The sequence below is a fragment of the Streptomyces eurythermus genome, assembly GCF_014649115.1.
In the GTDB taxonomy this organism is placed as follows: Bacteria; Actinomycetota; Actinomycetes; order Streptomycetales; family Streptomycetaceae; genus Streptomyces; species Streptomyces eurythermus.
The window spans coordinates 173593-186455 of record NZ_BMSK01000004.1 but is presented as its reverse complement, the minus strand read 5'-3'; the positions used below and the strand labels follow the sequence as shown (position 1 = coordinate 186455).

Below are 12863 nucleotides of genomic sequence, written 5' to 3'. Positions count from 1 at the left end.
CCCGGCGCACGGCCGCTCGGACGGGTCCGGGGACGGCCGTGGTCCCCGCGGGTGGTCTCTAGAGCGGGGGCAGCTTCGGCAGGTCCCCGCCGGCCACCTCCAGAGCCGCGCCGTCGCGGCGCCCGGCGAGCCAGCCCAGCAGGTCCGCCGGCCGGCCGGTGACCGTGATCCCGGGCACGTCGGCCCCGCGCCCGGTGATCCACGCGCGCGTGCCGTCCGTGAGACGGACCGCCGGGACGTCGGAGAGTCCGGAGAACCGCTCCGCGAGGAAACCGGTCTCCCGCTCCACGAACTCGGCCGACAGGTCCTCCAGCTCGTACCCGATCCCGAGGTCCACGTGGTGCAGCTCCACCTCCACCCACCGGCGGAACGGGACCCGCGACGCGGAGTCGGTGACCCCGTTGCGCAGCTCCACCGTGCGCGTCCAGTCCGCGGGCACGTCCCCGGCCGCCTGGAAGCGGGCCGCGCTGTCCCGGACGTCGGCGACCTGGATCTCCACAGGACGCGCCGCGCCCTCCTCGATGTCGGCGTTCCGCGCCTCGGCGCTCGCGTACATCGGACGGCCCTCGAGGACGTTCACGAGCGCGTCCGCGTTCCGGGCGAGGTGGGCGAGGACGTGCCCGCGGCTCCAGCCCGGAAGCCGTGACGGCCCGGCGAGCGCGGCGTTGTCCAGTGCGGCGACCGCGGTGAGCAGCCGGTCGGTCGCCTCACGTACACAGGCCAGGTCATGAGCGTGATCCATCATGGCGCCGACCCTAGCCCGGCCACTCGTTCGGGTGAAGGTGACGGACCCCGCCCGCAAATCGAATGCACGTGCTATATCGTCGGTGACGGCATCGGGCATGCTGGAAGGCCGGGGATTGTTATGCAACCGGGCAATCCGCCCGACGTTGTCAGTGGCTCCCCCTAGTCTGAAGAAGCACGGGGGCCCCGCCCCTGTCACTTCTCCCAAGAAAGGTGCGGACCGGCGTGGCCGACCGTCTCATCGTCCGTGGCGCGCGCGAGCACAATCTGAAGAATGTCTCGCTCGACCTGCCTCGTGACTCGCTCATCGTCTTCACGGGCCTGTCCGGGTCGGGCAAGTCCTCCCTGGCCTTCGACACGATCTTCGCCGAGGGCCAGCGCCGTTACGTGGAGTCGCTCTCCTCGTACGCACGGCAGTTCCTCGGCCAGATGGACAAGCCCGACGTCGACTTCATCGAGGGTCTTTCCCCCGCGGTCTCCATCGACCAGAAGTCGACCTCGCGCAACCCCCGCTCGACGGTCGGCACGATCACCGAGGTCTACGACTACCTGCGTCTGCTCTTCGCGCGCATCGGCAAGCCGCACTGCCCCGAGTGCGGCCGCCCGATCTCGCGCCAGTCGCCGCAGGCCATCGTGGACAAGGTCCTGGAGCTGCCCGAGGGGAGCCGCTTCCAGGTGCTCTCCCCGCTGGTGCGCGAGCGCAAGGGCGAGTTCGTCGACCTCTTCGCCGACCTCCAGACCAAGGGCTACTCCCGCGCGCGCGTGGACGGCCAGACCGTCCAGCTGTCCGAACCGCCGGCCCTGAAGAAGCAGGAGAAGCACACCATCGAGGTGGTCGTGGACCGCCTCACGGTGAAGGACTCCGCCAAGCGGCGCCTGACCGACTCCGTGGAGACGGCCCTCGGCCTGTCCGGCGGCATGGTCGTGCTCGACTTCGTCGACCTCCCCGAGGACGACCCCGAGCGCGAGCGCATGTACTCGGAGCACCTCTACTGCCCGTACGACGACCTGTCCTTCGAGGAGCTGGAGCCCCGTTCCTTCTCCTTCAACTCGCCCTTCGGCGCCTGCCCCGAGTGCACCGGCATCGGCACGCGCATGGAGGTCGACCCGGAGCTGATCGTCCCGGACGAGGACAAGTCCCTGGACGAGGGCGCCATCCACCCCTGGTCGCACGGACACACCAAGGACTACTTCGGCCGCCTGATCGGCGCCCTCGCGGACGCCCTCGGCTTCCGCACGGACATCCCCTTCGCGGGCCTGCCGCAGCGCGCCAAGAAGGCCCTGCTCCACGGCCACAAGACCCAGATCGAGGTGCGCTACCGCAACCGGTACGGCCGCGAGCGGGTCTACACCACCCCCTTCGAGGGCGCGGTGCCCTTCGTCAAGCGCCGGCACAGCGAGGCCGAGAGCGACGCCAGCCGCGAGCGCTTCGAGGGCTACATGCGCGAGGTGCCCTGCCCCTCCTGCGAGGGCACGCGCCTGAAGCCCATCGTCCTCGCGGTCACGATCATGGGGAAGTCCATCGCCGAGGTCTCCTCGATGTCGATCAGCGACTGCGCGGACTTCCTGGGCGAGCTGAAGCTGAGCGCCCGTGACAAGAAGATCGCAGAGCGGGTCCTGAAGGAGGTCAACGAACGGCTGCGCTTCCTGGTCGACGTCGGCCTGGACTACCTCTCGCTCAACCGCGCGGCCGGTACCCTCTCCGGCGGCGAGGCCCAGCGCATCCGCCTGGCCACCCAGATCGGCTCCGGTCTCGTCGGCGTCCTGTACGTCCTGGACGAGCCGTCCATCGGCCTGCACCAGCGGGACAACCACCGGCTGATCGAGACCCTGGTCCGGCTGCGCGACATGGGCAACACGCTCATCGTCGTGGAGCACGACGAGGACACGATCAAGGTCGCCGACTGGATCGTGGACATCGGCCCCGGCGCCGGCGAGCACGGCGGCAAGGTGGTGCACAGCGGCTCCGTGAAGGAACTGCTGGCCAACACCGAGTCGCAGACCGGCGCGTACCTCTCGGGCCGCAAGTCGATCCCGCTCCCGGACGTACGCCGCCCGCGCGACCCGTCCCGGCAGCTCACCGTGCACGGCGCCCGCGAGAACAACCTCCAGGACATCGACGTGTCCTTCCCGCTGGGCGTGTTCACGGCCGTCACCGGTGTCTCCGGCTCCGGCAAGTCGACCCTGGTCAACGACATCCTGTACACCCACCTGGCCCGCGAGCTGAACGGCGCCCGGACCGTCCCCGGACGGCACACCCGCGTCGACGGCGACGACCTGGTGGACAAGGTGGTGCACGTCGACCAGTCGCCGATCGGCCGGACCCCGCGGTCCAACCCGGCGACGTACACCGGTGTCTTCGACCACATCCGCAAGCTGTTCGCCGAGACCACCGAGGCGAAGGTCCGGGGATACCTGCCCGGCCGCTTCTCCTTCAACGTCAAGGGCGGCCGCTGCGAGAACTGCGCGGGCGACGGCACGATCAAGATCGAGATGAACTTCCTCCCGGACGTCTACGTCCCGTGCGAGGTCTGCCACGGTGCCCGGTACAACCGGGAGACCCTGGAGGTCCACTACAAGGGCAAGTCCATCGCCGAGGTCCTGAACATGCCGATCGAGGAGGCCATGCACTTCTTCGAGGCGGTCCCGGCGATCTCCCGCCACCTGAGGACGCTGAACGACGTCGGTCTCGGCTACGTCCGCCTCGGCCAGTCCGCCACCACCCTCTCCGGTGGTGAGGCGCAGCGCGTCAAGCTCGCCAGCGAACTGCAGAAGCGATCCACCGGACGCACGGTCTACGTCCTGGACGAGCCGACCACCGGTCTGCACTTCGAGGACATCAGCAAGCTGCTCACGGTCCTCGGCGGACTGGTCGACAAGGGCAACACGGTCATCGTCATCGAGCACAACCTCGACGTGATCAAGACCGCTGACTGGATCGTGGACATGGGCCCCGAGGGCGGCGCCGGAGGCGGCCTGGTCGTCGCCGAGGGCACGCCGGAGGAGGTCGCCGGGGTCCCGGCCAGCCACACGGGCAAGTTCCTGCGGGAGATCCTCGGCGCCGACCGCGTCAGCGACGCCCAGCAGGTCAAGTCGGAGCGCGGCGGCACGGCCCGGAAGACGGCCGCGGCCAAGACGCCGGCGAGGAAGACGGTTACGGCCAAGACCAACAGCGCCGCCAAGTCCAAGGCCAACAGCACCACCACGGCCAAGGCCAACAGCACGGCGACCAAGAAGGCCGCCACGGCCACGAAGAAGGCGACGCCCGCGAAGAAGACCACGCGGACCCGCAGTTCCTGAGACGACGGTCCCCGAGGACGGCCCGGTACGACCGGTCTGACCTCTCATCAGGAAATCGGCGCCCCGCGGGAACTCCCCGCGGGGCGCCGCTCGTTCCACCACCAGCAGGCCCGGTCCGGCGGCCCGTCAGGACCCCGCACCACCACCGGCCCGGTCGTACCTTGTCAACAGCACAGGGAACAACAACCGCTCACAGCGCGGCCGGATCACCCAGCTCCGCCGCGTACGGCGGCTCGGCCCCCGCCCGCGAGCAGGTGACCGCCGCCGCCCGCGCCGCGAAGCGCAACAGCCGAGTCCAGCCCTCCGCCCCGAGGGCGGCGAGCGCTTCGGCGGACAGCGCGTCACGGGCGGCCAGCCCGTGCAGCAGGGCCGCGTTCACCGTGTCGCCGGCCCCGATAGTGTCCACGACATCCACCTTCTCGCCCGGCACGGAATGCTCCCCGCCGTCCCGGGTGAACACGGTCAGACCGTCGCCGCCCCGCGTGATCACCACGGCCGCCGGTCCCGCGGCCAGCCATGCGCGCGGCGTGCCGCCGAGCCACGCCGCGTCCTCCGCGGACAGCTTCAGCAGCGTCACCGAGGGCAGCCAGCTCAGAAAACGCTCCCGGTAGGCGTCCGCGTCCGGGATCAGTCCCGCCCGGATATTGGGGTCGAGCGCGGTGAACAGGCCCTGCCCGGCAGCGGTCCGCAGCAGCTCCTCGTAGGCGCTCGCCCCCGGTTCCAGGACGAGCGAGCAGGTACCGAAGGAGACCGCGCGCGTCCCGGCCGGGAGCGCGGCGGGAGCGGTGAACAGGCGGTCGGCGGTGCCGTCGACATAGAAGGAGTAGGCGGCCGAGCCGCCGGCGTCGAGCGTGGCCACGGCGAGGGTCGTCGGCTCCGGCCCCCGCCGCACGAGGGACACATCGACCCCGGCCCGCCGCAGCCCGTCGAGCAGGGCCTCGCCGAAGGCGTCGGAGGACAACCGCGAGCAGAAGGCGGTGGGGGAGCCGAGCCTGCCGAGGGCCACGGCGGTGTTGTACGGGCCCCCGCCCGGCGCCGGCTTCAGGTCCGCGAGGGCGCCCGTGCCCTGCGGTACCAGGTCGATCAGTGCCTCACCGGCGACGACGATCACGAGGCGGTTCCCTTCTCCCACAGCGCGGATGGTGCGGTGCGTCCGGCGGCTTCGGCCCGGCACCGGGGCGGCCGCAGGACACGAGGTGGACGAACCTTCACCGCGCGGGCCAACCGTTCCTCACCGATCCGACCACCCGGCCCTCGGTCGTCTTCCGGCCGGGACGCTATCCCATGACCCGGCCCGGCGTAAACGCTCACGTGAAGCGACCACGCCCGCCGCCCCCCGCCCGAGGAGCGGCCCCTCTGTCCCGGTATCGTGCGCTCCGCACACCCCTTGACCAGTGGAGTCCAGATGTCCGCCCGCTCCCGCGCGAGCCGTCGTACCGTCCTTCGAGGGGCCGCCGCCGCCCCGGTCGCCGGGCTCGCCCTGGCCTCGTGTTCCTCCCCGGACGAGAGCGGCTCGTCCTCGTCCGCCGCCCTCGAGTCCGTCGACCTCGGCAAGGAGAGCGAGGTCGCGAAGGGCGGGGCGAAGCTCTACCGGGATCACAACGTGGTGGTCAGCCGTGACCAGGACGGCGGCCTCAAGGCGTACAGCACGATCTGCACGCACGCGGGGTGCCCCATCAACAAGCTGGAGGGGACGACGCTGATCTGTCCCTGCCACGGCAGCCGGTTCGACGCCGTCACCGGCAAGGTGGTCGCGGCGCCGGCCACCGAGCCACTGACCGAGCTGGCGGTGAAGGCCACCGACGGCCGGATCGTCGCCGGTCCGGCGGACTGACCGCGGAGCCGCCGGGACCGGGCAGCCCCCACGGCCGGGCGGCGCGCGGGCGGGGGCCGGTCACTCCCAGTGCCAGGCGATCCCCAGGATGCCCGGCCGGAGCCGTGGCTCGACCAGATGCGCGCTGTGGTGGGGACCGGTCACGGACAGCTCCTGCCGGCCGGTGCGCGGGGCCGCCACCGAGTGCTGGGCGAAGCGATGGCAGCGCACCGGCAGCGCCGCCCCGTCGAAGCGCACCTGGAGCGCGTACTGGCCGCCGGGGAAGCCGCACCGGTGCGCGTACTCACGGGACGCCCCGGCCGTGCCGTCCTCGACGGCGTACCGGAAGAGAAAGGTGTCGCCCGAGCGCAGCCGCGTGCCGAAGAGCAGCTCGGCCACCAGGACGCCGGTGTCCCGGTCCCAGCGCAGGCGGCCGGTGCGGCAGTTCTCCAGGGCGTGCACGGTGACGCGGCGGGGGTCGCAGCCGGGGTCCCCGTGATGGACGGCGACGAAGCGGTCGACGCCGTCGCGATGGGCGCGCACGATGTGGTGGGCCTCCCGGCTCGCCAGCTCCCGCCGGGCGCCGATCCGGACGCATTCGTGGTGGCTCAGCGTGCGCAATCCGCCGTCCAGTGACCAGCCGAGGCCGGCCGTGAGCCGGTCGAGCACATCCGACGCCTCGACCAGGGAGCGGTAGGAGCGACCCGCCGGGTGGTCGGCGGGCGCCTGCCCGTCGGACGCGGCGAGCAGCCGGATCAGCGACTCGTCGGGCAGCCGGAGGATCTCCTCCAGTGCCCGTACGGCGCGCAGCGACTCCGGTCGCTGCGGGCGGCGCGCGCCCTGTTGCCAGTAACTCAGGCTGGTGACGCCCACCTTGACCCCGTGGCGTGACAGATGGTGCTGCACCCGCTGGAGCGGCAGTCCGCGTGCGGCGATCGCGGCGCGCAGCGCCACGTGGAAGGGGCCGCCCCGCAGGGCCGTGGCCAGTTCCACGGCGGGGACGTCCGCGTGCTCTGTGGCATGCCGCATGCCGAGGGGCCTTTCTGTGAGTGTCACTACGGCCGGTCACACCGCCTGCGCGGGTGTGCGGGACCGCCTCCGCGTGCGCGGCGCACACCCGGGGCCGGGCAGGCCGAGCCCGCACACCTGGTGCGCGGCGCCGATTCCCCCGCATTGAAGCGTGTTGACCAGGACCCGACAACACCTCGGCTCGGTCGTTCCGGACGACTGGCCGGACCTCGCCGTCGCGCGGACGGCGGAACGGACCGGGACGGGTCGTGGTGGCCCTCGTCCCGGCCCCACCGGGGAGCGGCGGGCGGGCAGCGGCCGACGCGTCCCCGGCACCCGGCATGGCCGGATCCCGGCCGTCGGACGGGCCAGGCTCCCCGCGGCCGTCCCGGAGCAGGGCGCTCCACCGGGCACCCCCGCCCCTCCGCGCACCCCCGCCCCTCCGCGCACCCCCGCCCCTCCGCGCACCCCGGCCCCACCGTGCGCGCCCGGCCCACCGCGTCCCCCGGCCCATGCCCACTCCCAACCCACGGCCCACCCCGGCCGCCCGCGGCGCACCGTCGCTCCGGGCGGGCCGCCGTACGGGTGCGAGGGTTATCCACAGGCACCGGCACAGGCCCGACGCGGTGTCGGTGCTCGCCAGTAGGGTGTGAGACATGGCCGATCCCTCCAGCTACCGCCCCAGGCCGGGTGACGTCCCGGACTCTCCGGGGGTGTACAGGTTCCGCGACGAGCACCGCCGGGTGATCTACGTCGGAAAGGCGAAGAGCCTGCGCCAGCGCCTGGCGAACTACTTCCAGGACCTGGCGAACCTGCACCCGCGCACCCGGACGATGGTGACCACCGCCGCGTCCGTGGAGTGGACCGTGGTGTCCACGGAGGTCGAGGCGCTGCAGCTGGAGTACTCCTGGATCAAGGAGTACGACCCCCGGTTCAACGTCAAGTACCGCGACGACAAGAGCTACCCGTACCTCGCGGTCACGATGAACGAGCAGTTCCCCCGCGTCCAGGTGATGCGCGGTCACAAGAAGAAGGGCGTTCGGTATTTCGGGCCGTACGCGCACGCGTGGGCCATCCGGGACACCGTCGACCTGCTGCTGCGGGTGTTCCCGGTGCGCACCTGCTCGGCCGGCGTCTTCAAGAACGCCGCCCGCACCGGCCGCCCCTGTCTGCTCGGCTACATCGACAAGTGCTCCGCGCCCTGCGTCGGCCGGATCACCCCCGAGGACCACCGGGAGCTGGCCGAGGAGTTCTGCGACTTCATGGCCGGCCGGACCGGCACCTACCTCCGCCGTCTGGAGAAGCAGATGATGGAGGCGGCCGAGGAGATGGAGTACGAGCGGGCGGCCCGGCTGCGCGACGACATCGGGGCGCTGAAGAAGGCCATGGAGAAGAACGCGGTCGTCCTCGCCGACGCGACCGACGCCGACCTCATCGCCGTCGCCGAGGACGAGCTGGAGGCGGCCGTGCAGATCTTCCACGTACGCGGCGGCCGGGTCCGCGGTCAGCGCGGCTGGGTCACCGACAAGGTCGAGGACGTCACCACCGGCGCCCTGGTCGAGCATGCCCTGCAGCAGCTGTACGGCGAGGAGAGCGGGGACGCCGTCCCCAAGGAGGTGCTGGTCCCGGCCCTGCCCGAGCCGGTCGAGCCGGTCCAGGAGTGGCTGACCGGCCGCCGCGGGGCGAACGTGTCGCTGCGCATCCCGCAGCGCGGCGACAAGAAGGCGCTCATGGAGACCGTGCAGCGCAACGCCCAGCAGTCCCTCGCGCTGCACAAGACCAAGCGCGCCTCCGACCTGACCACCCGCTCGCGCGCGCTGGAGGAGATCGCCGAGGCCCTCGGCCTGGACAGCGCCCCGCTGCGCATCGAGTGCTACGACATCTCCCATCTCCAGGGCGACGACGTGGTGGCCTCCATGGTCGTCTTCGAGGACGGGCTCCAGCGCAAGAGCGAGTACCGCCGCTTCCAGATCAAGGGCTTCGCCGGCCAGGACGACGTCCGCTCCATGCACGAGGTGATCAGCCGCCGCTTCCGGCGTTACCTCGCCGAGAAGGAGCGGACGGGGGAGTGGGCCGAGGACACCGGCACCGGCCCCATCGGCGACGGCGGCACCGGCATTGACGGCGCGGACACCGACGGCCCGGACACCGACGGCACGCTCGCCGGCCCGGAGGTGATCACGGACTCCCTCAAGGACGACGACGGCCGGCCCAGGAAGTTCGCCTACCCGCCCCAGCTGGTGGTCGTGGACGGCGGCCAGCCGCAGGTCGCCGCGGCCCAGCGCGCCCTGGACGAACTGGGCATCGACGACATCGCCGTCTGCGGTCTCGCCAAGCGCCTGGAGGAGGTCTGGGTGCCCGGCGAGGACGACCCGGTGGTCCTGCCCCGCACCAGCGAGGGGCTCTACCTGCTCCAGCGGGTGCGTGACGAGGCCCACCGCTTCGCCATCACCTACCAGCGCACCAAGCGCGCCAAGCGCTTCCGCGCCGGCCCGCTGGACGACGTACCCGGCCTCGGGGAGACCCGCAAACAGGCCCTCATCAAGCATTTCGGCTCGGTCAAGAAGCTGCGGTCCGCCACAATCGAGCAGATCCAGGAAGTGCCCGGGATAGGCCGGAAGACGGCGGAGACCATCGCCGTGGCCCTCGCCCAGGCGGCCCCGGCCGCACCCGCCGTGAACACGGCGACCGGAGAGATCATTGAGGACGAGGAACCCGGCACGACGGGGGGTTCCTCGGGGGAGCCCGTGACCGCGGGCGTCCCGGACGAACGACGGGGGCAGGAGACATGACGGAGCACGAGGCACAGCCCACGGCACAGCGAGATCGGACGCACGGCGCCACGGGCGGCGAGGCCGTCCGGCACGACACCGGCCAGGGCCCGGCCCGGCCCGACGCCGGCCGGGAGACGGGCCAGGACAACGGAGCACAGGTGAGTACGGGCAGCGAGACAGCCGGGGTCCCCGAGGCGGCCATCCCCGAGCTGGTGATCATTTCCGGTATGTCCGGAGCCGGCCGGTCCACGGCCGCCAAGTGTCTGGAGGACCTCGGCTGGTTCGTCGTGGACAACCTGCCGCCCGCCCTCATCCCCACCATGGTGGAGCTGGGCGCCCGCTCGCAGGGCAACGTGGCGCGGATCGCGGTCGTCGTGGACGTGCGCGGCCGGCGCTTCTTCGACAACCTGCGCGAGTCCCTCGCCGACCTGGACACCCGGGGCGTCACCCGGCGGATCGTCTTCCTGGAGTCCTCCGACGAGGCCCTGGTCCGCCGCTTCGAATCGGTGCGCCGGCCGCACCCGCTCCAGGGCGACGGACGCATCGTGGACGGCATCGTCGCCGAGCGCGAGCTGCTGCGCGAGCTGCGCGGCGACGCCGACCTGGTGATCGACACCTCCAGCCTCAACGTGCACGAGCTGCGCGCCAAGATGGACGCCCAGTTCGCCGGCGAGGAAGAGCCCGAGCTGCGGGCCACGGTGATGTCCTTCGGCTTCAAGTACGGCCTCCCGGTCGACGCCGACCTGGTCGCGGACATGCGGTTCCTGCCCAACCCGCACTGGGTCCCGGAGCTGCGCCCCTACACCGGCCTCAACGAGGAGGTCGCGGCCTACGTCTTCAACCAGCCCGGTGCCAAGGAGTTCCTGGACCGGTACGCCGAACTCCTGAGGCTCATCGCCGCCGGCTACCGGCGCGAGGGCAAGCGGTATGTGACCATCGCCATCGGCTGTACCGGCGGCAAGCACCGCTCGGTCGCGATGTCGGAGAAGCTCGCCGCGCGCCTGGCGGCCGAGGGCGTGGAGACGGTGGTCGTACACCGGGACATGGGACGGGAATGACGCAACGTACACCGCGGCTGGGCAGGCTGCGCCGGATGGTGCCCGAGGCGCGCGCCGGCCGCCCGGCCGAGGCCCGCGGCGCCCGGCCCCGCCGGCGCGGCGCCCAGCCCAAAGTGGTCGCGCTCGGCGGCGGCATGGGCCTGTCCGCGTCGCTCGCCGCGCTGCGCCGGATCACCGGCGATCTCACCGCCGTCGTCACCGTGGCCGACGACGGCGGTTCCAGCGGCCGGCTCAGGGACGAGCTGGGTGTGCTGCCGCCCGGCGATCTGCGCAAGGCGCTGGCCGCGCTGTGCGGGGACGACGAGTGGGGTCAGACCTGGGCCCGGGTCATCCAGCACCGCTTCCAGTCCCAGGGCGATCTGCACGAGCACGCGGTCGGCAACCTGCTGATCGTCGCCCTGTGGGAGCAGCTCGGCGACCATGTGCAGGCCCTGGACCTGGTCGGCAAGCTGCTCGGCGCGCACGGCCGGGTGCTGCCCATGTCCGCCGTGCCGCTGGAGTTGCAGGCCCTGGTCAAGGGGCACGACCCCGAGCGCCCGGACGACGTGGACACGGTGCGCGGGCAGGCGACGGTCGCCCTGACCCCCGGCGAGGTGCAGTCGGTGCACCTGGTGCCCCACGACCCGCCCGCGGTCCCCGAGGCCGTGGCGGCGGTGCTGGACGCGGACTGGGTGGTGCTGGGCCCCGGCTCCTGGTTCTCCTCGGTCATCCCGCACCTGCTGGTGCCCGAGTTGCTGGACGCGCTCACCGAGACCAAGGCGCGCCGTGTGCTCTCCCTGAACCTGGCGCCGCAGCCGGGAGAAACCGAGGGCTTCTCCCCGCAGCGTCATTTGGAGGTTTTGGGGCGACACGCCCCTAAACTCGCCCTGGACGTGGTGCTGGCCGACGAGGCCGCCGTGCCCGACCGCGAATCGCTCACCGAGGCCGCCAAGCGGCTGGGAGCCGCGGTCGAGCTGGCGCCGGTGGCCCGGACCGACGGATCTCCCCGGCACGACCCGGAGCTGTTGGCCGCCGCGTACGACCGTATTTTTCGGATGCATGGAAGGATCGGCCCATGGCGATGACGGCAGCGGTGAAGGACGAGATCTCCCGGCTCCCCGTCACCCGGACCTGCTGCAGGAAGGCGGAGGTCTCCGCCATCCTGCGGTTCGCCGGCGGCCTCCACCTGGTGAGCGGGCGCATCGTGATCGAGGCCGAGCTGGACACCGCGATGGCGGCGCGCCGGCTCAAGCGGGACATCCTGGAGATCTTCGGCCACAGCTCCGAGCTGATCGTGATGGCCCCCGGCGGGCTGCGCCGCGGCTCGCGCTACGTCGTCCGGGTCGTCGCGGGCGGTGACCAGCTGGCCCGGCAGACCGGCCTGGTCGACGGGCGGGGCCGGCCGATCCGCGGGCTGCCCCCGCAGGTGGTCTCCGGGGCCACCTGCGACGCCGAGGCGGCCTGGCGCGGGGCCTTCCTGGCGCACGGCTCGCTGACCGAACCCGGCCGCTCCTCCTCCCTGGAGGTGACCTGCCCGGGCCCGGAGGCGGCCCTCGCCCTGGTCGGCGCGGCCCGCAGACTGTCCATCGCCGCGAAGGCCCGCGAGGTGCGCGGGGTGGACCGGGTGGTCGTCCGCGACGGCGACGCGATCGGCGCCCTGCTCACCCGGCTGGGCGCGCACGAGTCGGTGCTGGCCTGGGAGGAGCGCCGGATGCGCCGCGAGGTGCGGGCCACGGCCAACCGGCTCGCCAACTTCGACGACGCCAACCTCCGCCGCTCGGCCCGGGCCGCCGTGGCCGCGGGCGCCCGTGTCCAGCGGGCCCTGGAGATCCTCGGCGACGAGGTCCCCGAACACCTCGCCGCCGCCGGCCGGCTGCGCATGGAGCACAAGCAGGCCTCCCTGGAGGAGCTGGGAGCGCTCGCCGATCCGCCGCTGACCAAGGACGCGGTCGCGGGCCGTATCCGCCGGCTGCTGGCGATGGCCGACAAGCGCGCGGCCGACCTGGGCATCCCGGGCACGGAGGCCAACCTCTCCGAGGAACTGGCCGAGAACCTGGCCGGCTGAAACCGGACGGAGCGTCAACTCGCCGGTGTCGCTGTCCCCTTTCGGGTGACCGGCACCGGCGTTCGCGTGTCCATGAGGCGCTCTTGACTCGATCATCGAGTGCCATGAGCCTGGCAGCCTTG

At 72.3% G+C, this 12863-nt stretch carries 9 protein-coding genes; 6 read left to right on the top strand and 3 right to left on the bottom strand.

Annotated features, from left to right (window positions below; genetic code table 11):
• Positions 1-58: 58 nt before the first annotated feature.
• On the bottom strand, positions 59-745 hold the full coding sequence (locus tag IE251_RS08720) for a maleylpyruvate isomerase family mycothiol-dependent enzyme (protein WP_189752325.1): 687 nt from the start codon (positions 743-745) through the stop codon (positions 59-61).
• 224 nt (positions 746-969) lie between these two features.
• On the opposite strand from IE251_RS08720, the gene uvrA reads away from it, so the two are divergent.
• Positions 970-4044 (top strand): excinuclease ABC subunit UvrA, encoded by a 3075-nt coding sequence (gene uvrA, locus IE251_RS08715; RefSeq protein WP_189752324.1) that lies wholly within the window; start codon positions 970-972, stop codon positions 4042-4044.
• A gap of 190 nt (positions 4045-4234) precedes the next feature.
• On the opposite strand, the gene IE251_RS08710 is transcribed toward uvrA, so the two are convergent.
• Positions 4235-5155: a carbohydrate kinase family protein gene (locus tag IE251_RS08710; protein ID WP_189752584.1), complete on the bottom strand. Its 921-nt coding sequence runs from the start codon at positions 5153-5155 to the stop codon at positions 4235-4237.
• Between the two features lie 294 nt (positions 5156-5449).
• Here IE251_RS08710 and IE251_RS08705 point away from each other — a divergent pair, with 294 nt between their 5' ends.
• Positions 5450-5878, top strand: a complete 429-nt coding sequence (locus IE251_RS08705; protein ID WP_189752323.1) for a Rieske (2Fe-2S) protein — start codon at positions 5450-5452, stop codon at positions 5876-5878.
• A gap of 60 nt (positions 5879-5938) precedes the next feature.
• Here IE251_RS08705 and IE251_RS08700 read toward each other — a convergent pair whose 3' ends face one another.
• The gene (locus tag IE251_RS08700) at positions 5939-6886 is read right to left on the bottom strand and encodes a hypothetical protein (protein ID WP_189752322.1); all 948 of its coding nucleotides are present in this window, start codon (positions 6884-6886) and stop codon (positions 5939-5941) included.
• A 635-nt stretch (positions 6887-7521) separates the two neighbouring features.
• Here IE251_RS08700 and uvrC point away from each other — a divergent pair.
• The 4 genes from uvrC to whiA are packed head-to-tail and all read left to right on the top strand — an operon-like array spanning position 7522 to position 12741.
• Entirely contained in the window at positions 7522-9657 is a 2136-nt protein-coding gene (uvrC, locus tag IE251_RS08695) for an excinuclease ABC subunit UvrC (protein ID WP_189752321.1), read from the top strand.
• Positions 9654-10697 carry an RNase adapter RapZ gene (gene rapZ / locus IE251_RS08690; protein WP_030792339.1) on the top strand — a complete coding sequence of 348 codons (1044 nt, stop codon included), beginning with the start codon at positions 9654-9656 and terminating at the stop codon, positions 10695-10697. The genes uvrC and rapZ overlap by 4 nt, the downstream gene beginning before the upstream one ends.
• Complete coding sequence (locus tag IE251_RS08685; protein WP_189752320.1) at positions 10694-11761, top strand: gluconeogenesis factor YvcK family protein; 1068 nt, start codon at positions 10694-10696, stop codon at positions 11759-11761. Before rapZ ends, IE251_RS08685 begins: the two co-directional genes overlap by 4 nt.
• Entirely contained in the window at positions 11752-12741 is a 990-nt protein-coding gene (gene whiA, locus IE251_RS08680; protein WP_184972520.1) for a DNA-binding protein WhiA, read from the top strand. Before IE251_RS08685 ends, whiA begins: the two co-directional genes overlap by 10 nt.
• Positions 12742-12863 lie beyond the last annotated feature (122 nt).

What these genes read in the sequence shown, in the direction of transcription:
- IE251_RS08720 (WP_189752325.1), bottom strand. Translation starts at nt 745, where the DNA reads ATGATGGATCACGCTCATGACCTGGCCTGTGTACGTGAGGCGACCGAC.
- IE251_RS08705 (WP_189752323.1), top strand. Translation starts at nt 5,450, where the DNA reads ATGTCCGCCCGCTCCCGCGCGAGCCGTCGTACCGTCCTTCGAGGGGCC.
- IE251_RS08700 (WP_189752322.1), bottom strand. Translation starts at nt 6,886, where the DNA reads ATGCGGCATGCCACAGAGCACGCGGACGTCCCCGCCGTGGAACTGGCC.
- uvrC (WP_189752321.1), top strand. Translation starts at nt 7,522, where the DNA reads ATGGCCGATCCCTCCAGCTACCGCCCCAGGCCGGGTGACGTCCCGGAC.
- rapZ (WP_030792339.1), top strand. Translation starts at nt 9,654, where the DNA reads ATGACGGAGCACGAGGCACAGCCCACGGCACAGCGAGATCGGACGCAC.
- IE251_RS08685 (WP_189752320.1), top strand. Translation starts at nt 10,694, where the DNA reads ATGACGCAACGTACACCGCGGCTGGGCAGGCTGCGCCGGATGGTGCCC.
- whiA (WP_184972520.1), top strand. Translation starts at nt 11,752, where the DNA reads ATGGCGATGACGGCAGCGGTGAAGGACGAGATCTCCCGGCTCCCCGTC.